Below are 21340 nucleotides of genomic sequence, written 5' to 3' on the forward strand. Positions count from 1 at the left end.
GACCCGTTCCGATATGTTATGATGGTTAACGCGCTGAGGCCTGGATAGCCAAGGAGCGCGTCACGTCAGCGGCTGCGAGTGGGACGGCGATGTCCTTTTTGCTTTTTTTGCGAGGCCTTATCATAGTACTGTTGGCATTCGCCATCAGTATATATTTGCTCACCGGCTCCCTCTGGGGCACGTTTGTCCAAACGTTAATTTGTGGGATCTTGATACAGATTGGGTACTTTGTTGCTGTCATGCTGCTAGTGTGGCGCTCGGTCTCGAAAGAATCGGTGACTCCGAAGTCACACATCGCGCGATGAGTCCGAAAGGGAGCAACTGCCGAGCCACTTAGTGAGGCGGGCCACTCTCCGCCTTTATAGGCTCTGGCTGCTAGAGCAGGACGATCAGCAAGATGACACCCCACACCACGAAACAAAATGTGACTGCAACCTGTCTCATTCGGGCAGCGGAGAGGCTTTCCGCGAGGCGCCAGATGCGCGCAGGACCCTTGAGGTGATCGTTATCGCGCGCCTGTGATCGACGAGCCATTCCTGTTTCCTGCAGGACAGGCTCAACCGGAGCCCGGAATCTCTTGCTCAGATGTTTTGCCATTTGGCAATACGACTCAATTTCTTCCTTCAATTGGAGCTTACGACATGCAGCGGAATTGCGGCAGTCGGAGCATGGGCCGCGTGAGGCTTCGTTTGTTGCATCGAGGTTAGGAGTTGCGCCTTTGGCGAATAGCGGGCCGCCCCGAGCGGTGCGCCTGTGCTCCGCGGGCGTCGATACTGAATTTGCAGACATTTAGTCAGATAATGTGGTATGGTGTTTGTCACTACCAATGCGCTGCCAGTCTCATCACACGGGTGTGAAGGCTTATGCTCCGCGAAGTTGAAAAGCACCCGGAATCTGCCTTCACATTCGACGATCCTCAGTGGGGAACGATTGATCTCGAAACACTCGTGGCGGCAGCGCAACGGCAGTTGAGGTTCGTCCTTACATGCGCGCTCGCAGGACTTGTGCTGGGGCTGGCGTATCTTTGGGCCGAGGTGCCCTTGTACGAGTCGACCGCCAGAATCCTGATCGACAAGAACCAGCCATCCGTCGTGACGAAGTTAACAGAGAGCGGAAGCTCCGCACAGCTTGACCCGATGATGCTGAGTCAGGTCGAATTGTTGCGTTCCGACCGCATCGGGCTAAAGGTCGTTGACAGCCTCGGTCTTGCTACCGATCGCTCTTTCTTGTCAGCGCCATATTCATTGCTCAACAGTCTCATAGGATCGGTCGCGCGGTGGCCATTCATCGGCAGTTCCGAAGCAAGCGGAGCGCCGGTGAAATCGAGTGCCGCGCTAGGATCCGATCCTCGATGGCAGGCATTTGGCATTCTGGCTAAGAATATAACGGTAGCTCGTGTAGGGGATTCTTACATTCTGGAAGTCCAATTTCGGTCGCCTAGCGCCGAAATGGCGCAAAAAATAGCCAGTAAGTATGCAGAAATCTATATTTCTGACCAAGTCGGAGCCAAAGACGAGTCGATTATCCGAGCTCGCGGCGCACTGGCGGAAGAGCTCGAGACGGTGCGGAAGCGATCGGTCGATGCCGAGCTCGCAATCCACAGGTTCCGAACAGACAATACGCTGACCAAGGAAACGCTGGTTACCTTGCGCCAGCTCGAACTTGAGGCGTCCTCTCTCAAGTCGCAATATGAACAGGTCCTGCAGCAGTACCAAGCGAGCCTGCAGAACCTTTCGATGGCGTTGACGGAGGCGCGGACTATCTCGGAGGCACCAACCCCCAGCAGCCCGAGTTCTCCGAACAGCAGTCTTACGTTGGCGTTCTGTCTCGTGCTCGGCGGCCTGGTTGGCGCCGGTGTGGGCGGAATTCGGGAGTACCGGGAGCGCTTTTTCCGCACAACGGCTCAGGTGCGCGATGAACTCGGACTTCAGACGCTCGGAATGATCCCTTTGCTGGACGGGAAGCCAATTCGCCGAAACAAGCACGATCGTGCGGCCGGAGAGCCGTCATTCATCGAGGTGGGGAACAGCGCTTTCAACTGGGTAGAACAACATCCGCGCTCTGAATTCGCTGAAGCGATGCGAACTGTGAAAGTCGCTGTTGACGTCGAGTTACCAAGGAAGAGCACCAAGGCGCTCGGCATCGTTTCTTGCCTCCCGGGAGAAGGGAAGTCTCTGATCGCTGCTAATTTAGCGATGGTTCTTGCTATGCAGCGTTGTAAGACGTTGTTGATCGATGCCGATATCCACAATCCTGGCTTGTCCCCTATGTTAGCCAACGGCTGGGAACGAGGCCTGGCCAACTTGTTGGCTGGAGAACTCAATCCGAGAGACTTGCTGGCCCATCAGTCATTGCCATTGAGGTTCCTGCCCGGCGTGAACCAGAGCCAACAAAAGCTCGCAAACACCGTGCAGCCTATCGAGAAAATGGGCGACTTTCTGCTCAAGGTAGGCCCTATGTTCAATTACGTCGTCGTTGATTTGCCCCCGTTGGCTCCAGTCGCGGACGTGAGGTCCTTTGTCCAGCACCTCGACGGCCTTGTTCTGGTTGTTGAATGGGGTGTGACCGCTCGCACATTCGTGCGCGAAATTCTCAACAACAACCCGATCCTGGCCGACAAATGCATCGGCGTTCTGCTCAACAAGGTCGATATCAAAAGAATCAAGCGGTACCAAAAGTTCGGCAGCGCCGAATTTTACAGTGAACGTTACCATAAGTATTACCAGCCCTAGTTGTGGAGCAGGCAAAAGGCGAGGCGGGCGGCGTTGGGAGTTCTTGACCGATGATATCTCAGCCTCCGCACGGCATCATCCTGATGACGTACGAATATCATCCATTTCCTGGTGGCATTGGAACATACGCCGGACGGTTGGTCGACATCGTTCGTGCTGGTGGCCACGCTGCGACCGTCATAGCGCCTGCCTATCCTGACCTTCCTGCCGTTCCCCAGGAGCCGGATACCCATCGCATTCTGCGGCATCATCAAATTTCTCCATTCGGGGCGCTGCGGGCGCTTTCTATTCTGCGCAACGTTCCTAAGGACAGGTTGTTTTTGGCCGCCGACATACGCAGTGTACTTGTGACATTTGTGCTACGACCGTTCCATCGCAGAGGGTATCGAGCGATGATTCATGGCAGCGAAGTCAGCAAATTCAGGACCGATTCCATCCTTTTTCGGTTTGTACGCCGCGCCTACGAAGGAGCAGAGGTCGTTTTCGCCAACTCACATGCGACGCTGCGGATCTTTTCCGAAAGTTTTGGAATGCCCCGGAAGGGTGTCGTCACGTATCTCGGCGTGGATCCCATGTGGTTTCAGCCAATCCATGGGAATTTTGAACACCCGCAACTTGCAGCTGTACCACAAGCTGCAAGCGTCATTTGCGCAGTCGGACGTATCGAGCCTCGGAAGGGCCAGTTGGAAACTGTCCGGGCTATCGCGAGCGCGCGCGATGAATACGGATTAGACAATCCGATCTTTGTGATGGCTGGACGGGCCGAAGATCAGGCCTATGCCTCAAAGATATTGGATGAAGCGGCACGAGCTCGTGTTCCAGTGATCGCTACCGGTAGGCTGTCCGACGACGACTTAAAGCGCTTATACTGCCGTGCGGCGTGCCACACATTGTTCGCGCGAGAGCTACAGGGAAAGATCGAGGGCTTCGGGCTAGTGTTGGTTGAGGCCGGTGCGCAAGGATGTCCTTCGATAGCGACGGCCGTCGGCGGCATACCCGAGGTCATGGGCTCCACTGGTGTGCTGGTGCCCCCGGAGGACGTGAACGCGATGGCCCGCGCGATAGCAACCTATGTGGCCAATGCAGAACTGCGTGAGCGCGACGGTGCTCTTGCCAAATCACGGGCACGCACCTTCGACTGGCCAACCTGTGCAGGCGCGACGTTTCCGGAGCTGAAATGGGGCTGAGCCCGAGGCCAAAGTAGCTGCTCAGCTTTTCCGGAGTCGGGAACCAATGAATATCGCCAAGCGATGAAAGGATTGTTGAAGCAACCACGGAAGAAGGTCCGCCCGGTATCGTCATCAACCGGAGAGCTCGTGATCCTTGAGCGATTGTTTGGCGAGAGTTTTATCAAGCTCGGCGAGCTGCACCGATACACGTTCGAGCTCGTTGACGCCTTTGTTAACAATGCCGCCGAGCGCGCTCTGCGCGGTATCGCTCTGGGGCGAAAGGCATGGCTCTTCGCCGGATCGCAGCGCGGTGGAGATCGCGGTGCGTTCATTCGCTGATCGTTACGGCAAAGATGTACGACATCGGCACTCAGGCTTGGCTGGCGGATGTCCTCGCCCGGATCCCGAACATCCCCGCGTATCCAGACTACCGGAACTGCTGCCATATGGAATTGGAAGCCCGCCGGAAACACTCGGCAAGAGGCCGCCTGATGGCACGCCCAACCATGGTCTACACGATCGAATACGTCGCAACGCTGATCGGCGAGAACCTCGAACTCCTCCAGGAAATCGCCAGCAACTCAGACAATATCGACTACGGCGAAATGATGTACGCCCACGACGGAACCGACGAGGGAATCACTACTTTCACCGAGAGCCTGAAGGAGTTCCTCGCAGACGTACGGACCTGGGAGGGCGGTGTTCGACAATTCCTCCTGGATTCCCAATGCGATCTGGAAATGATCGAGCGGATCGTGGCAGACGAGCCGAAATCATAATCTCCGCGGCCTTGGCCGGTCGCGGCCGTTCTCGTGCTTGGCGTACAGATCGAATATACTGCCCTGGATGGTGCGTTCTTGGCCCGCCTCCGGGGACGGGACGCAGCGATCGATGCTGCCTCGACAACGTGGCTTCAACGCCGTCGGTTGCAGAACGCGGTGGAATCAAAACCCGGCGAGTGCTGCCGCCTTCATCGCGCGAACCGGGAAGCCAGCATCATTAAGAGCCGTCAGCAAAGCCTTTGCGCAAGGCGCGGTAGAACAATAGCTTGGCTGCACGGCGCACCTGCGGATCCATGCCCCTCGGCAGGGCGCAAAGAAAAAAGTAAACGTACACCCGCCATGACAATGGATCGTGCCACATCGCGCGAATGAGCAAGCGCGCTCCGCGTTTCATTTCGCCTTGAGCCACGCAATCATTGCCCGCCTTTGCGTACAAACGCGCGTTGCGCCGACGCGCGAGGTGCGTAAGCTCCGGCCGTCGCATGGCCCAATCTCGCGTGAGGCCTTCGCCTACCGGCAGAAGCGCGTCGAGTCTGCGGGTTATGTTTGAGCCATGGCGCCGTTTATAGACGAGTGCTCCGGCCACATGTTGAAATGTCCAACGCTCGGCTGCGCGCATACAAAACTCTGTATCCTCTCCAGCCCTGAATGCCTCGTTGAATAACCCGATATCTTCGACCATCTCCCGCCGCATAACCATACTGGAAGGAATAATAGGCCCATCAAGCAGAAAATATGTCCGCAGTGTATCGCATTGGTCCGCGCGATAGCGGCGCACGGCGACGTGTAGAGCATCGGACAGATCCGGAGCGGAAAAATCGACAAAATCGCCATAGACAAGACCTGCCTTGCAGCCATTGCCCAAGACGGCTAATTGACGCTCAAGCTTGTCCTCGGCCCAGAAGTCATCGCCGTCGAGAATTGCAATAAGATCGCCGGCAGCATGTCTGATGGCAAGATTCCTCGCCGATGAAAGCCCGATACCCGCCGTCGTCAGGACATGTACGCGCGGCTCCCTGCTACCCAGCGATGCAATCGCTTCCGACGAGCCGTCCTTCGAGCCATCATTGACAATGATGATCTCTTTGATGTGGCTCGACGCGGTCTGATTAATCACGCTTTCCACTGCCTGCACGATGAAGCGTTCTTCATTGTGACATGTCATGATAACCGAAACACTCATCTCGCGTTTCCTGGCAAGGGGCTCGCGAGAAATCGAGGATGTCTCATGCCCCTGGGGTGGCTCCTCCGCATCCTGTGTAATGATAGGCAAAGCCCGTGCCGCGTCAATTCAGGCAGGAGCGAGACAAGACTCAGCGTAACGAAAGCTCGTGTGCCGGAGGCTTCTGTTCCAACGTAAAAGGCGCAAGGAACAAGGAGCACGAGGGGCAGAAGCCGTGCCTGGACCGCTCCGATCAATCCGTGAGAAAGGGCCCAGCTTAGAGTACGGCTTAAGCGAAACCATGCTGCAATCCATATGAGAACATAGAGGCTGAGCCCAATGATGCCGTTCTCGGTGAGGATACGTTGAAACTCGCCATGTATCCCAAGCTGCAACTCGTCAGGAAGTTCGCTGAAATCCGTCTCGATAATATTCTTGAATTGGTTCGTACCCACGCCCATCAGTGGATATTCGGAGATGAGTTGTCTGGACAGCGTGAAAGCAAACGCGCGCTGTACATTGCTCGGGGTGTCTCCGGGGGCATATTTCCCCTTCGCGGCAAGATATTCGTATTGCCCCATGCTCAGCGGATCGAGAATGGTCTGCATTTGCTTCTCGACATAGGCGTTATTGATCGTGGTCGACAGCACGAAAAGTGCCACGAAGCCAGCGGCGATCGCTGGCACCATCGCAGCGAGCCGTCCGCGCATCAGAAGCGCGGCGGTCAGAAAGAGATAGATCAAAAACGCCTTGCGTTCCCCAGATGGCACGAGCAGGGGAAGCATCCCCGCCCATACCAACCAAAGGGTGCGCCGCTTGCCCCGGTTGACGAAGAGGAGGAGCCCTGCGAGCGCAATTGGAAGGAAGGTGAACGCGAGCCTCGGATCGACCAGATGCTTCCAACCGACCAAGTAGCCATGGGCGACATGCCAGGTGATCGTATAGGCGAGGATCAGCACCATGCCGAAAAGCAAGATGTTGACGGCCTTCTGCGTCTCGAGCCATCTAGCCTCCTGTGCGATGGCGAACGCAAAGGCGCCCACAGTGGACATCTGCAACAGCTCGCGCAGGCCGTTCTCTGCGTCCACGCTGAAGGCCGAGACCATGTGCCAGCCCAAGAAGGGCAGGAGCAGTAGAAAACCGGCTGAAAAAGCCAAATTTCGCCAACGCCCCGTCGCCAGGCCAAAAAAGAGCATCAGCAATGCGATCAGCTCGAACGGACGCAGCAATACAAGACCCGTCTCGAGCCTGATTGGCAGGAAGAGGCTCAGTATCGCGAATGTGAGGAGATAACGCATCACAGCCCCCTCGCGGCGCGATATTCTTTTAGCACGTTCTCTTTCCCGGAAACAGAACTTGTTGGATGTATCAATGCCAGCCCGCGGAGAAACACTTCACGCTGCTCTGTGGCAATCGCATATCGAAGAGGTTTCCGCCTGTTGGGAAAACTCACCCTCCTCGGCTGCGGGGAGGCTTACTGGTGGCAGAGCTCGTCAGCAGTCCGACGAGAACGCATCCTGGTGTCGCGCAGTCGATACGTTCTAGCCGACGGTCTCGCTCTCCGGGGTCCAGGCTTCTGGCTGGTCGAGCACAGAAACCGCGCGAACATGGCAGCGAATCTTATGCCCGACATCCCGCGAGCTGAGCTCATAGCTTGTGCCGGTTTCGCCCACGATCGGAACGCCGTCACGATACCATAGACATTCTATTTGCGACGCAATAACGTTCGGTACGACGGTCAGCGCCTGGCCCGGTGAAGCCCGGCCCGAGAAGGCCGGCAATGCGCTGAAGGCCGTCGGGACCCTAGCCAGTTCCGTTTCCGTCTGCCGGACCCTTATATAGTCAATCACCATGTCATACGTCTGCGACGGGTCCGGTTGAGCGCGCCCCTTTTTTTTATCGTAAGCGAAATCCACGATGATGTATTTTTTTACTGCGAGTTCCGGTGTCGTCGGAACGCGCGCCACTTCATAGCCGTCGATTACGAAATAAGTATAATCATCTTCGATCTGCGCGTACCACGTATGAAATTCGCCATCGTATACGTCGATCGTGCTGGGAAAACCACTTGATGGATCGACTTGATAGCCGGCGATTTTCCGGCGCACGTCACGTGGCGTGATATGTGGATCTGCATAGCCGAGTCTGGGTTTGTGCACGTGCTGGCTGATGTTGATATAGGCCCCATTGAGACCGTCATATTCCCAAAAGTCCGTCTCAAGACGATTGCGCGTCCGCCAGAATAGATGCTCCTTCCCATACGCCCAGAAAGCAGGGAAAAATCCAGGGCGGGGCGCGAGTATCTTCGGCAGTCTGGCGCGGATCTCAAAGATCCCCTTTCCCCAACACCGCCCTTGGCCATTGTTGTTCACGGAAGAGAACGCCCCTGTTCTCCAACGGCCCTTATGCAAGAGCCGGAGCGCCAGCGTGTGGCTGGTGGCGTCGTGCACATAGGAGGAGGGCGACGCCGAGATCGGCGGGGTAGCGGCGTCAACACCAACGGTCGTCAGATGGGTCGGCGCATACCAGATGCTGCTTTGCGCGCCTGTGGAATTATCGACAACCGAGTTGGATTCGAAGTCGTCAAAAAAAACCGTTGTGTAAGCGCGGATCGGGGGCGCCGCCTCACCACGATGAGCATATCGCTCATCGCCGATGGCTGCCCAGGACGCCCACGAGGCTGAATCGAACGCATAACGTTCCGGTTTGTCGTTCGCATCCACAGCTGAAGGAGGGCTCTGGCGATAGGGATGATCACCGGGCAGGGCGGATTGCCGGCCGACGCGCCACATGCCCCATCCCATTAGCCTGTCGATCTGGGAGTCATTTAGTTCGCTTTGTCCGATGATGACGCAGTCGATCGCGACATCGGCCCTCATCGGATTGTTCACATCGCCCATGAAGCTCTGCGATTTCATCCGGTTGGGTGCCAATGCATAAATCGTCTGGCCGGCCGTCTTGACCCCATTCACCACGGCCTGCATCACGAATCCGCGGCGGTACCCGACCATGACATTCCAGTCGCCAAAATCCGTCGAGCATAGCCCTTCCTCGCTCTTGAGCTTGCCGTCATGGAGCCGCGAAACGAATGTGCCGGCCGAGGGCCTGAAACAGACCTGGGGCTGGCGATGCACCGGGCCACCCTCCGCGCCATTGACGCAAAGAACGGAAACGTTATTCGCGTCGGCGTTGACTGCCGAATTGCACCGGGCGATCACCAACCACCAGCGGTGAAGATACGGGGCATCGTTTTCGGCGGGCCAAGTCAATGCCTGTTTCGTGCCCTTCTTGAAGAGAACGCCGCCGTTATTCGGAAGCTTTGTCGGGCGCAGGGAGGGCTCGGCTTGCATCGCAGCCACCGGCTTCACGCCGCCCGATTGCCACGAGGAGACTTCGCCTTCGGCCAGATCCTCCTGAAACCAGGATTTCACAATCATTTCCGGGAACAGACCAGGATGCCAGGAGTGAGCGTTCGGCTGCGAGCCTTGCGCCGGGCCGGCGGCGCGAGCGTCCCGTCCCAGACGACCGGATGCCGTCAGCACAAGGGCGGCGCATGCGGCCCGCGCCAGGTCCCGGCGAGAAAGTCGGTTGGTCATTGTCGTGTGCCAGTAATTGCTGGTTTCGGGATGAGACTTCTTAATATCGCGCTTCTCCTCACAAGCTCCGCAGCATATCATGGGTTTCGGTTTAGCCTTTCAACGACAGCCAGGGAAAGTGTGTCGCGCCTGATGCGATAACGGAGAAAGCAGATGCAGACCGCCGACAGGATCGGTGCTTCGCCTCTCACTAGGTCGGGCAAGGCTCTTCCGCCCAATGCGCTTCTATTGAATTGCTTTGGCCGAGGTGGGTCAAGCATTGTCTGGAATATCATCGGCAGTTCGCCGGATGTGTTGATGCCCAAGTACGAATGGCATGTGGGAGTGTTCGGACGTTTCTATAAGCTGCGCAAGGCTGCGTGCCGTATTGGCGGGGCCGTCAACTGGGCATCTGTTCCCGTCTTTTGGCGTCATATGCGCGCAGCGACTGCCGACACCGTCCTCCCTGGGGAACGCAACGAAAAGCCCCAAGCACGCTACGTCGTTTTGAAGGTGATGGATTACTACATCGCATTCGACGACGCGATTGCGCGCGGCTTTATGGAAGCGCGGAACCTTGTGCTTACGCGGCATCCATTGCCGATGTGCGAAGGGCTGATACGCAGCGGTCTCAGCGAGGCGAGCGCGATCAAATGGTACAATGATGTGACTAGCCTGATGTTCAAAGCCTCGAGGAAGCGTGATGCGCTATCGCTTCGATTCGAGAATTTGATCCAATCACCGGATGCGTTTGTTAGAAGCCTTTACGACGCGCTCGGCATAGCGGCAGCGGAGGACGGAAAGATCAGGTTTAAGGTTAAATCATTTGGGACGGCGCGAAAGGCAAACACAGACGCCGCAACTGGCGAAAAGCTGCGGATAAAATTGGACGAAGCATCCGATCACATCGCACCCGACGTCAACACCCGAGCGGTTGCCCGCCTCGATCGTTCAGCACGACAGCGGATTTGGGAAGGCACCCGCGCAACCGCGGAATTGTTCGATTATGGAGGTGATAATTTCTGACTTTGTGCGGTTAACGGCTTGGAGGAGCAGCCGTTCCGGTGAGAGAAAACGGCAATCGCCTCCTCGTCAAGGAGGCCAACCGTCTCAAGGCCGCCGACTGTGTCTCGAATCCCCGTACTTATATGATGTGATTGCGCACCCCAAATCGTCGGATCGGCAGTCGGAGAGGCGCCGAATGTGCAGGGTATCGTTGACTATGCAAATCTAATCCATTTCGTTTTCTTGGATGTTAGAGTCTGCAAGACTTCCGCACCATGTTTTCCGAAGAGTAGCGACGCTCTCAGATAGACAGTGACAACGGACATTGTTCCTATAACGAGAAGTCCGGTCGCGAGCACAAGATAGTCGGGTGATCCGGCAAGCAGCATTTTGACCGCCAAGCCGGTGGCGAACACCACAGCGGCGAATGCGACAGGCGGCACATGGACGAGCGCGAAATCCAGAGCTGATAATCCCGTCATCCGACAAGTCATCGCCGCATAGAGGAAGAAACTCGTCGCAATGGCGCCGGACACTGAAAAGGCCACTGCGTTCACGCCATAGGGCGCCGAGAAGAACGCGAATGAAGCGACAAGGGCCATGTAAATGATCTGCATGGAGGCCGTTCGGTAACTTTGGCCCGTCGCAAGCGTCACGGCTGAACACACTCTGTAACCCACGCGGAAATAAATTACTGCAGAGAATATGATAATGGGAGCGACGGCATCCGTCCATTTCTGGCCGAGGATTGTCAGAACAATTTCTTTTGCGAAACAACATAGAAATGCGCTAGTCGGTAGAGCAAGCGCCGCCGTCAAAGCATACCCCTTGAGCTGAGCGCTGCATAGCCTGGCCTTGTCGTGATGAACCTTCGACAGGAGCGGGAAAATCACGCTCTTGTTCAGATTGCCGAACAGATTTGCTGGCATAGCAATCAGATAATACGCTCGCGAGTAAATGCCCAGCTCTGCAGTGCCGATCAGCCGCGCGACAATGACATTATCGATATATTTGGCGGTGACGGATGATAGACCAGCCAGCGAATAGCCTAGGCTCTGTCTGCGGATATCGCGATAGGACTGCATGTCGAAACTGGGCCTCACGAGATAGTCCCTGGCGATGAAGAAATAGATGCTGGCCAGGATCAATGCCTCGGCCATATACGCGACCACCAAGGCCCAATAGCTGAGTCCAAAATAGGCGAGCGGAATGGCAAGGCCGACATGGGAAGCAATCCAAGCGACCAGACTCGCTGTGGAGGATATTCTGAATTTCAGGTGCCGCGACAAAATAGCCTCGGCGGTCAGATTGAACGCGTTCGCGACCATCATCACCGCAAGGAGGCGCGAAATGAGGACCAATTCCGGCACATGAAGAAAATCGGCAATCTGCGGTGCAAACACCCATTGAAGCAAGCCGAGAATGGCAGCGATTATCATGGACAAGAAAACTACGGTTCCGATATGGCGCTCGTCGACGTCCCGTCGCTGGACCAGGACTTGCGACATGCCGAGATTGGCAATGTTATTGCCGACGGCTGCGATGATCAGCGCAACGCCGGCAACGCCGTACTCCTGGGGGGAAAGCAGGCGCGCGAGAACGGCCGTGACCAGGACATTCAAAAAGGTTCGGGCCAGCAATGTGGCACCCGACCACGAGAGGCCGTTGGCTGCCCTTCGTGTCAGGTTTTTATGTCCAGTTACCTCGTCCAAGTTGACCTGCTCCGGACTGTCCATTTGAACTGCCACGCTTCAGTGCATGCAAGCGTGCTTCAACCTCATGAGCTATTTTTCTCGCCCACGCCTCGCGGGTGGATCCCTCAGGCGCTCAATCACCGTTTTCTCCATCGCTTCATCAACCTAAGTCATTATGGCAGCGGCCGCATCCAGGGCACTTTTCCCTGGCCACGAAGCTCAGCTTTTCGCGAAAGTCGACCGTCATGGCTGATTACTTGGCCTCTTTGCTGCGTTGTAGGCGATCAAGAATCTCGTTCCAGCGCCGCTCTCCGGCATCAATAGTCGTCATTGCTTGGGCCGGCTTCGGGGTTGCTCCTTAATAACCTATCCGCCTCACGATCTGGGTGGCAGTGTCCCACAAGAGTGGCATACAACCTCATTTGCCGTGTTGCGACGCTTTCCATGCTGAATCGCGCATTGACTGTTTGCACTGCGCGCCGCGCCATCTCATCGCGCTCGGCTTCCGACAGGCCGAGCGTGCGAAGAAGAAGCCCGCAATACTCCGCATGCGAGCGAGCCAAGAAGCCGCTGCGCTCATGCTCCACGACGTCGGACGCACCGCTGACATCGGTGATGATCGGGACCACGCCGCAGCTCATGGCCTCGAGCAGGGCGTTTGACATGCCTTCCGACGCCGAGGTGGAAAGATAGAAATCAGCCTCCCACAGAAAGGGAAACACATCTTCGACCGCCCCGGCGAATGTGACCTTGCCGGAAAGGCCCAACCGGGTCGCCTGTTCCTCGAGAGGGACGCGGCACTGGCCATCGCCCAGGATGGTGAGTTGCGCCTTTGCGTCGGCGGGAAGTGCCGCGAACGCATCGATCATATGCTCGACGCATTTTTCCGGATCGAGACGGCCAAGGCAGATAAAGCGTCGGCTGCCATCGGCGCTCGGGTCGCGGTGCGGCTTGCGGGGCAGATCGATCCCATTCGGAATCATATGAATGCGATCTGCGTCGATGCCGTGTCTCTTCAGATCATTAGCGATTTGGCGGCTATTGGCGATGAAGGCCGTGACGTGACGTTTAATCAAGGCGGACGCCCAGCGACCGATGATCTTCTTTTCGCGCACAGCGTCGAGATCGAAACACCGTCCGCCTCGGGCCAATTTTGCGAGAACCGGTTTGCGCAGGAGGGCTCCTGCCAATGCCGCCGGAACAGCGTGAAGTCGGGCATGGATGATATGTACGACATCGAATTCGTCGCGACGGCGCAGCATCCAGATCAAAACCTGGACACACCACGACAGGAACGACAGCATATGGCGCCCGCCCAAATACGGAGCCGCGCGCAAACGAAGGCGATGGATAGGGACCCCGTCGATGGCGGACCGTTTCGGGGTCGAGTGCGACAGTCTGGGTGCCAAAATGGTTGCGGAAACGCCGCTTTCAACCAGCGCCCGAGCAAATCGCCGCGCCTGTTGTTCGCCGCCGCCATATGACTCAGGAAAATAGGTTGGGAGCACGAGCAGAACACGTATGCTGGGAAGAGCTTCGGCTCGCGGGGTCTTCGTCGGATAAGCGGAGGCAACTTCTGCTTCAATCATATCAATCCGCCGGATAGCGTTCCTGGAGCCAAGGCGGCCACCAAGATTACAACCCCGTCCCATGTGCAACAAAGAAGATGCCTCTTTGGCATCTCACTGCCTTTCAGCGCATCGATCCCCTTGTCGTCCAGATCGACGCACTCCACCTCATCTCCGAAATCGGCAAAGTTTGCACCGCTAACCAATCCGGCAAGCTGCCCGATCACCGTCAAACCATAGGCTGCACCGTTCACCGCGGAAGCGCCACATTTCGGACAGGAGGTGTTGTTGACACTCCCTTGCTTGCGCGATGCTGGTCAAGAGCCTCCCGGTAAATGGCATCGGTCCGCTTGCCCACCAGCTTGACGTCCCAGTTCGAAAGATCCGTCGCCGCGGCGGCACCTTGGGCGAGGCAGGCCAGTCTTGCACGATCCTCCAGGAGGGCGGCAATGGCGTCGGCCATGGCTGCCAAATCATCCGCAGGTGTAATCACACCGTTGATACCAGGGCGGAGCACTTCGCCAAGACCTGGCAGATCGCAAGCGACGCAGGGCTTGCCACCGGCGAGATATTGCATGACCACGCGGGGCAATCCCTCCCGCATGGAACAGAGCAGGCAGAGATCCGCGAGCGCGATCAGCCGCTCGGGGTCGTCCCGATAACCGGTAAAGACCACTTGCCGCTCGAGCCCAAGCCGCTTGGCCCGCGATTCCACGGTCGAGCGAAGCGGCCCGTCGCCCGCGAGCACAAGCACTGCGTCGTGTAACCGGGCGGCGACTTTGTTGAAAGCGTCCAGAAATTCCGTGTGTCGCTTGCGTGGCTCGAAAGCCGCGATCATCAAGAGCACGGGCGGGCGCGGCGCGTCCGGGGTCAAGCGCAACAAACTGCGCCAACCGTCGGGCGGAGCGGCGTTGCGAAAACGATCGAGATCGAATCCGGATTGGACGACATAATGTTTGTCTGGATGTCCCACTCCTGCGCTCAAGCATAAGTCGCGGATGCCCTCGCTCACACTGATGAACGCGCTGGTGATCGGCGCTGCCAGCCTTTCCAAGGCGAGATAAGCAAACCGCTCGGCGACGCCGACATTGACAAAAGGCACGATATGCACGCCATGAACGATCGCTGGAACGCCCGCCGCCCATGCGGCGAGACGCCCGAGAATGCCTGCCTTGCTGGTATGCGTATGCACGATGTCGGCATTCAAGGCGCGGAATCTCCGGGTGAGCGCCAACAATGCCCTCAGGTCGGAGACAGGCGAAATGGACCGAGTCAGGCCCGGGACGCCAATGAGTTCCACCCGCGGGTCCACTTTAGCTATGATTTCCGGCTGGACCGTCTCGCCATGCAGCAGGACAACATCATGCCCCCTTTGCGCGGCCCAATTGCAGGAATGGACAGTATTCTCATCAGCACCGCCATTGATGAGACGGGTGATGACATGAGCGATACGCAGTCGACGCCCCAACTCAATCTTGCCTTCCGCACCCTGTACTTTCATATCGCCGCACCGATCGCGCTGAATTTATCCGTTGGGTGCGTTCCCACGCCCAGCCGCGCTTTTGGTCCATGTGTCCCGATATCGGTGCTACTGCATTGGAGTGACATGCCACGCCCCGGTGGGTGCATGCCGTATGGAGATGAACCCCGAGTCCTAAGTGTGCCCTTCCTTCTTGGGCCAGCACTTGCAGTCCGTAAGGAGGGTTATTCCAACGGCTTCCAGTCGATCAGATCTAACTTGTTGGATTTAAACGTCTCAGAGAACTGCCGCTGTTACCCCGGGCACAGCGGAGTGATTTTTTGTGGTATACCTTGTACCGATACTTCTGCCCTATCGCGTGTGCGCGAAAATCGGATCGGAACCAGACTCGTTCAAAAAAGTAGTCGCTCCCCGTTCGCGCATAAGCCCGAGCGCGGAGCACTTCAGAGGAGCACAGCATGACGCCGGTTCTCCGGGTCGGGATATTTGGCTTTTACAGCTATCAGAATCTCGGTGACAATATCATGGCCTATCTTTTTTCCAAGTGTGTAAAAGATGAGGGGCATGATCCAATAGTTTATGCGAAGCAGCGCTCCGATAAAATGGATTGGGGTTTTAAGATATGCTCTGATGTAAAAGAATTTGTCGAGTCGGTCGATGTAGTTATATTTGGAGGAGGCGGCATACTTATCCAGAGGCCGCAACCTTCTGAGGTTGTGCAGGATTTCAACGACGATCTTGGACTTATTCTAGAATATACAAAAGAAAAATCTATCAAGCTATTTGCCTTTTCCATAGGAGGCGCGGGAAAAGACATCGATGAAATTGTACCCGCTGTGCGCCAAGAACTTATAAGACGCCTAAACTATGTAACATTGAGAAATCGCGAGGATCTAAAACTCCTTGCACAAGCAAACACCGAAGGCGAGTTCTTGGATGATGTCGTATGGACGATCTCCCGCAGAATTTCTGGAAGTAGATATGACAAAGGGCGCTCGCGTCTACGTGTGGGGCTCAATATCTACCTTGGTTCGTCCCGTCGGTCTCGGTTGGCAAAACGCATACTGCAGTTTGTAACACGAATTCGCAAAGATATTGATTTCATTTTCTATGAAATCAATCCAAAAAAAGATGGGCATTTCGGAGCATTTTGCGCCAACCTGTCACAAGATAATTGCAGCAGCAAAATTTTAACTGACGTGGAAGATGCATGTGGCGAGGCGTCTTCGCTTGATCTGCTGATTACCACTCGACTGCACTTTGGCGTAATTGCAATGAGCTACGGCGTGCCATGTATTGCATATTCGGGAGCGGAGAAAACAAGACTCTTGTACAAGCGTATCAACCGATCCTCTTTTTTCTGGAGAATCGGGGATATTCACAAGCTGCTTTTTCTATTTCTATTTCCAGGCGCCATACAAAAGATCGTACGCGACGGTAGCGAGGTTATTAACCCCGTGATTGTAGAAAATGCGATGCAACACTACACACGACTGTCACGGTCGCTTGAAGGGGTACTCGGAGCTTCTTCCCGGTCGGTGCATCATCTGCAATAAGGCTCTTTGCCTCGAGCGCATCGATCATGTTGCTCGGGCGTTTTTCCGGATCGAGGCGGCCAAGGCAGATAGAGCGTCGGCTGCCATCGGCGTTCGGTTCGCGGCGCGGCTTGTGGGCCAGATCGATCCCATTCGGAATCGGCTTCCAATCTTAGAGACGGGGTCGCTGTTACCCCGGGCACAGCGGAGCGATTTATTTCTGATACGCTTATGTACTGGTACTTCTGCGTTTGCGCGGAACCGGACTCGTTGCGCGGCGAAGGTCCAACGGATCGCCAGTTTAAACGATCGTAGCGCTGTGACTACACGATCAGCTTTGGCGAGGAAGGACAAAAAATGGAAGTCATCTCATATCTTAGAGCAACCCAGGAGCGGACCCAATCGTGCGGTGAGGCGGCCATTGCAGCCCTGCAATTGGTTCGGCTGTACGACGCAGCGGTTGCGCGACCGAATGGCACATTTCTAGAACTTGGGACGGATCGGGGGCAGGCCACTAAAATGATTCTTGCTGCCTGCGAGAAGAACGGCGGGAACCTGGTCTCGGTCGATATCCGGGATTGCTCAAGTGCGGCAGTTAGCTGTCGCTGGACCTTTGTTCAGGCAGACTCCATAGATCGCAAGACCATCCTAAACAAAGCGCCCATTCTGCAGGATGGAATCGATTTAGTCTATGTCGATAGTCTGCACACGCCAGAACACGTGTTGAATGAAGTGTATACGTGGTTCAGCCTGGTTCGAAAAGGAGGCACAATCTGCTTCGATGACATTGATCCGAACCCATATATGCGAGGGCGAAGGAAGGACAATCCCCAAATTGAGATTGCTAACCGAAGGATTTTTTATGTAGTTCAGAGCATTTTCTACGACAATTTAGACCAGCTTCAGATGACGGTAGACTTCGGTAGTACCGGCCTTGCGATGCTCAGGAAAACATCTGAGATTGGATCGGAACTCAAGCCGTTCAACCATTTGCCTGCAGAACGCAATAGTACGTTTCTGGCGAAGCTCAGCGTGCGGTTTGGAGAAAGATACTACGCGCACAAAGGCGATGGATCGGACTTTTTGACAGCGTGAAGTGTACCCGGATGCCGTGAGGTATTTTGATCCTGAGCACTCCATTTCTCCTTGGCGTTCATGACGCAGCTCATCATTGTTCCGAGCCTGCTGGCTTTGCGAATGAGGTCATGATCGCGATACAGCTCGGAGCTTCCTGTCCAGAGGTCAAGCAGATCCAACAGAGCCCGCGCACGGGGTGGCGGACGCCCCCGCTGATGCCCGGACGGCTAAAAACGCGCGCGGCGTTCCCTGTGGCGCTGTGAGCCTTTGGCTCAAAGGGGAGATTCCAGCGTTTCTCGGGACAGACGGTTCAAGATCGACAGGGCTCGCTTGGTCTCGATTGGCTCGCATCGGCGAAACGTGCTCGAGCGTTCCCGATTAAGATGGCCGCGGCAGATAGAGGGTCGGCTGCCATCGGCGTTCGGTTCGCGGCGCGGCTTGTGGGTCAGATCGGTCCCATTCGGAATCGGCTTCCAATCTGGAGACGGGTCGCTGTTACCCCGGGCACAGCGGAGCGATTTGTTTCTGATACACTTGGGTACTTCTGCGTTTGCGCGGAACCGGACTCGTTCAAAGAAGTCAAGGCAACGCTCCAAGGACCGGGCGCTTTGCCCGTCAGGGATGGGAGCCATGGGAGGGGGACCAGCAGCTTGCGGATCTTTCGCGTGCCCCAAAGCGACTTCTTGTCGATGTCCGCCGGCAGCTGGTTGAGGCGCGCGAGCGTGCATTCGATCAAGACATTGTCTCTTCCCTGGTCGGCGGATCCTACGGGGACTGAGTCGAGAAGCATCCTGGCTTGGTCCGCCATAGCCGGCGAGCTGGCCCTCTTCATCGCGCTGGTCTATCTCCTCAGGCTCGAGTCTACTGCGCTAGTCCGCATCCTTCTCGTTGCCCTCGCGGGCTGGTGCGTGCACTACTTCCTGCCACAGCGTTACCGGCTGCCGTTTTTCGTGCTGCTCTCGTTCGCGGCTATCGCCGCAGTTTTCGCGAACCTTGGGCCCAACTGGCACCACTGGAGATTTGAGGGCCTCATCGATGCCGCCTGGATCGTCGCCATTGGGCTCGTACTGATCGGAATTGTCCACCTACCGATCGCTTTTGGATGGAGAGTGCTGGCGCTGGTTGGTGCCGGCTGCGGGCTCGCCGCCGCACGAATGGACTGGATTGCGATCCCGTGGACGCGCGCCGTCTGGCCCGTGCTCGCGTCAATGTTCATGTTCCGTCTCATTGTCTATGCGTACGAAATGCGGCGTGACCAGAGGATGGCGACGGTTTCGGAACGTCTCGCGTATTTTTTCATGTTGCCGAACGTGTGCTTCCCGCTCTTTCCGGTCGTAGATTTTAGAACTTTCCGTAGCAGCTACTACAATGCTGACCGGCACTACATCTATCAAACGGGCATTCAGTGGATGTTTCGCGGCGCTGTCCATTTGATATGCTACCGTATCGTGTACCAGCGGTTTGTGATCGATGCTGCGGACGTACACAATCAGCTTGAGCTTTTGCAATTTATCATATGGCCGTTTTTACTTTATCTGAAGGTTTCAGGAACTTTTCACATAATCACGGGGATTTTGCATTTATTTGGATTTAACCTTCCAGAAACCCACAATCTGTACTTTCTTTCTTCAAGTTTCACAGATTTCTGGCGTCGAATAAATATATACTGGAAGGATTTCATAATGAAAATTGTATACTATCCGTTGTATTTTCGTTTTCGACGCTGGGGAGAGAGCGTAGCGCTGGTCAGCGCGACCCTCCTCGCGTTCCTCGCGACTTGGCTGCTGCACAACTATCAGTGGTTCTGGTTACGTGGCACCTGGGTGTTCACCTGGAACGACTTCCTCTTCTGGATGATCCTGGCCGTGCTTGTGACGATCAACGCCCACTATGAAATGCGGCACGGTCGCACGCGGCGCCTGCGTGGCGGGGCACTAAGCTGGAACGGTGCGCTGCAAACTGCGAGCCGGACCATTGGGGTATTCGTCGTCATCTGCCTCCTTTGGTCGTTTTGGAGCGCGAGCTCGGTCCCGCAATGGTTGTCGGTCTTCGATACTGTGGGCGTGGAAGCCCCTGGCAAAATGACGCCCGCCCTCGTACTGGTCGCGGTGGCGGCTATCATTGGCATTCCTGCGCTTGCGCTCGCGCGCGGCGGCGCCGACCGCCAGTACAGTTTCCGACGGTCGGTTGCGTCGGTCGGTGTATGCGGGTTGATCGCGGTTTGCATCTCGCTCCCCGTGGTTCACGATCGCCTCGGGGAGACGGTCAGTACCGCAATGGCCGACATTAGAGCGCCGAACCTCAATAGCCGCGACAACGCGAACCTGGAGCGCGGCTACTACGAGAACCTCGTCAATGTCGGCGCATTTAACCCAGAACTCTGGATTGTCTATGGCCAACGACGACACGACGGCTGGGACAATTTGGACAAGACGCCGCTGAGCGAGTTCACGGGTGCGCTTCCCACGACCTATCTGCGACCACTCTCCCAAGCAGACTACAAGGGAAAGCGAGTCCACATCAACCGCTGGGGCATGCGAGATCAGGACTACGAAAAGATTCCTGCTCCCGGCACCTCACGCATCGCAATGGTCGGCTCCTCGCATGTCTTCGGCGAGGGCGTCGCGGATGACGAGACTTTCGAGGGCCTGTTGGAGCGACGGCTGAATGCGCAGGCAGCCGACAGCGGGTATCGACACTACGAGGTGCTGAACTTTGCCGTTGGGGGTTATCTTCCTCTGGACATTCTGGCCATCATCGAGGATCGAGTGCTCGCATTCAAACCACAGTACATCTTTTACTTCGAGCACAGCGCGCTTGTTCCACGAACGCTAAAGCGTCTCGGAAAAGCAATCCAGAATGGCTCCGCATATCGCTACGACTTCGTGCGCGACATTGTACGCGAGAGCGGGATCGATCCCGGTGCCGACCACGAGGTAATTCAAAGAAAGCTCACGCCCTACGGAGACAGACTTCTGCGTGCGATCTATTCTCGAATCGTGGAAGCTGCGAAGCGAGAAGGGGTCGGGGTCTTTTGGATCTATCTACCCAGACCAGACGAGAGGGCCAGTACCGAACTGGAGAAGCGTCTCGCTGCCGAGGCTGGCTTTAACGTTCTCGATCTTTCCGGTGTGTATGACGGATATGACTGGCGGACGCTTCTTGTAGCACCTTGGGACGATCACCCAAACGCCGCCGGCCATCGGCTCGTCGCCGACAAGCTTTACGAAGTGCTGCAGCAACACCAGGATTTAGTTCCCCTGAACCTTGCGGTTGCTCCACAAGAGGAGGAACAATGAACGCGATCCAGATCAGGACGATGGCCAAGGACTTCATATTGAAGGAATTTCTGCCCGGTGAAAGGCCGGAGAATCTGACGGATTCAACGGAGCTGATAACCGACGGCATTCTCGACTCGTTGGCGACGCTTAAGCTCGTTGCCTACTTGGAAAAATCCTGCGGTATCGAAATCGCCCCTGACGAACTCGTGCCGGAGAACCTGAACTCCATCACCCAAATTGCCAATTTCGTCCAGTCGAAGCAGGCGTCCACATAGAGCTC

16 protein-coding genes and 2 pseudogenes are annotated in these 21340 nt (G+C 56.3%); 10 read left to right on the forward strand and 8 right to left on the reverse strand.

Annotated features, from left to right (window positions below; translation table 11 throughout):
• Window positions 1-89 precede the first annotated feature (89 nt).
• The 3 genes from BQ8482_RS10025 to BQ8482_RS10040 all read left to right on the forward strand — a co-directional run bounded on the left by BQ8482_RS10025 (window position 90) and on the right by BQ8482_RS10040 (window position 3919).
• A complete protein-coding gene (locus BQ8482_RS10025) occupies window positions 90-305 on the forward strand; it encodes an exopolysaccharide production repressor protein (RefSeq protein WP_123147274.1) in 216 nt (71 codons plus the stop codon).
• A gap of 558 nt (window positions 306-863) precedes the next feature.
• Window positions 864-2732 (forward strand): Wzz/FepE/Etk N-terminal domain-containing protein, encoded by a 1869-nt coding sequence (locus tag BQ8482_RS10035; RefSeq protein WP_123147276.1) that lies wholly within the window; start codon window positions 864-866, stop codon window positions 2730-2732.
• Window positions 2733-2782: 50 nt separating this feature from the next.
• Window positions 2783-3919 carry a glycosyltransferase family 4 protein gene (locus BQ8482_RS10040; RefSeq protein WP_123147277.1) on the forward strand — a complete coding sequence of 379 codons (1137 nt, stop codon included), beginning with the start codon at window positions 2783-2785 and terminating at the stop codon, window positions 3917-3919.
• 10 nt (window positions 3920-3929) lie between these two features.
• Here BQ8482_RS10040 and BQ8482_RS40525 read toward each other — a convergent pair.
• A pseudogene (locus BQ8482_RS40525) lies at window positions 3930-4034 on the reverse strand (IS110 family transposase); the annotation flags it as partial.
• Between the two features lie 101 nt (window positions 4035-4135).
• Here BQ8482_RS40525 and BQ8482_RS10050 point away from each other — a divergent pair.
• Both BQ8482_RS10050 and BQ8482_RS10055 read left to right on the forward strand, forming a co-directional pair.
• A pseudogene (locus tag BQ8482_RS10050) lies at window positions 4136-4393 on the forward strand (transposase domain-containing protein); the annotation flags it as partial.
• On the forward strand, window positions 4393-4680 hold the full coding sequence (locus BQ8482_RS10055) for a hypothetical protein (RefSeq protein ID WP_123147279.1): 288 nt from the start codon (window positions 4393-4395) through the stop codon (window positions 4678-4680). The pseudogene BQ8482_RS10050 and the gene BQ8482_RS10055, both read left to right, overlap by 1 nt.
• Window positions 4681-4900: 220 nt before the next feature.
• Here BQ8482_RS10055 and BQ8482_RS10060 read toward each other — a convergent pair whose 3' ends face one another.
• From BQ8482_RS10060 to BQ8482_RS10070, 3 genes are all read right to left on the reverse strand, one after another.
• Window positions 4901-5866 carry a glycosyltransferase family 2 protein gene (locus tag BQ8482_RS10060; RefSeq protein ID WP_123147280.1) on the reverse strand — a complete coding sequence of 322 codons (966 nt, stop codon included), beginning with the start codon at window positions 5864-5866 and terminating at the stop codon, window positions 4901-4903.
• Window positions 5863-7143, reverse strand: a complete 1281-nt coding sequence (locus BQ8482_RS10065) for an O-antigen ligase family protein (RefSeq protein ID WP_123147281.1) — start codon at window positions 7141-7143, stop codon at window positions 5863-5865. Before BQ8482_RS10065 ends, BQ8482_RS10060 begins: the two co-directional genes overlap by 4 nt.
• A gap of 243 nt (window positions 7144-7386) precedes the next feature.
• Window positions 7387-9441 carry a hypothetical protein gene (locus BQ8482_RS10070; protein ID WP_133254729.1) on the reverse strand — a complete coding sequence of 685 codons (2055 nt, stop codon included), beginning with the start codon at window positions 9439-9441 and terminating at the stop codon, window positions 7387-7389.
• Between the two features lie 153 nt (window positions 9442-9594).
• Between BQ8482_RS10070 and BQ8482_RS10075 the strand changes: the two genes are divergently transcribed.
• Window positions 9595-10446, forward strand: coding sequence for a sulfotransferase (locus BQ8482_RS10075; protein ID WP_123147283.1), 852 nt, complete (start codon window positions 9595-9597; stop codon window positions 10444-10446).
• Window positions 10447-10640: 194 nt separating this feature from the next.
• Here BQ8482_RS10075 and BQ8482_RS10080 read toward each other — a convergent pair whose 3' ends face one another.
• The 4 genes from BQ8482_RS10080 to BQ8482_RS10090 all read right to left on the reverse strand — a co-directional run bounded on the left by BQ8482_RS10080 (window position 10641) and on the right by BQ8482_RS10090 (window position 15188).
• Complete coding sequence (locus BQ8482_RS10080) at window positions 10641-12161, reverse strand: lipopolysaccharide biosynthesis protein (protein ID WP_123147284.1); 1521 nt, start codon at window positions 12159-12161, stop codon at window positions 10641-10643.
• Window positions 12162-12436: 275 nt separating this feature from the next.
• Window positions 12437-13708 (reverse strand): glycosyltransferase, encoded by a 1272-nt coding sequence (locus BQ8482_RS10085; RefSeq protein WP_165848475.1) that lies wholly within the window; start codon window positions 13706-13708, stop codon window positions 12437-12439.
• Complete coding sequence (locus BQ8482_RS38055; protein ID WP_165848476.1) at window positions 13705-13941, reverse strand: hypothetical protein; 237 nt, start codon at window positions 13939-13941, stop codon at window positions 13705-13707. The genes BQ8482_RS10085 and BQ8482_RS38055 overlap by 4 nt, the downstream gene beginning before the upstream one ends.
• Window positions 13938-15188: a glycosyltransferase gene (locus tag BQ8482_RS10090; protein WP_123147286.1), complete on the reverse strand. Its 1251-nt coding sequence runs from the start codon at window positions 15186-15188 to the stop codon at window positions 13938-13940. Before BQ8482_RS10090 ends, BQ8482_RS38055 begins: the two co-directional genes overlap by 4 nt.
• Window positions 15189-15625: 437 nt before the next feature.
• Here BQ8482_RS10090 and BQ8482_RS10095 point away from each other — a divergent pair, with 437 nt between their 5' ends.
• From BQ8482_RS10095 to BQ8482_RS10110, 4 genes are all read left to right on the forward strand, one after another.
• Entirely contained in the window at window positions 15626-16723 is a 1098-nt protein-coding gene (locus BQ8482_RS10095; RefSeq protein WP_123147287.1) for a polysaccharide pyruvyl transferase family protein, read from the forward strand.
• A gap of 336 nt (window positions 16724-17059) precedes the next feature.
• Entirely contained in the window at window positions 17060-17797 is a 738-nt protein-coding gene (locus BQ8482_RS10100) for a class I SAM-dependent methyltransferase (RefSeq protein ID WP_123147288.1), read from the forward strand.
• 704 nt (window positions 17798-18501) lie between these two features.
• Entirely contained in the window at window positions 18502-21078 is a 2577-nt protein-coding gene (locus BQ8482_RS10105) for an SGNH/GDSL hydrolase family protein (protein ID WP_133254731.1), read from the forward strand.
• Window positions 21075-21335: an acyl carrier protein gene (locus BQ8482_RS10110; RefSeq protein WP_206523335.1), complete on the forward strand. Its 261-nt coding sequence runs from the start codon at window positions 21075-21077 to the stop codon at window positions 21333-21335. Before BQ8482_RS10105 ends, BQ8482_RS10110 begins: the two co-directional genes overlap by 4 nt.
• Window positions 21336-21340 lie beyond the last annotated feature (5 nt).

Source organism: Mesorhizobium delmotii, from assembly GCF_900149755.1.
Taxonomy (GTDB): domain Bacteria; phylum Pseudomonadota; class Alphaproteobacteria; order Rhizobiales; family Rhizobiaceae; genus Mesorhizobium; species Mesorhizobium delmotii.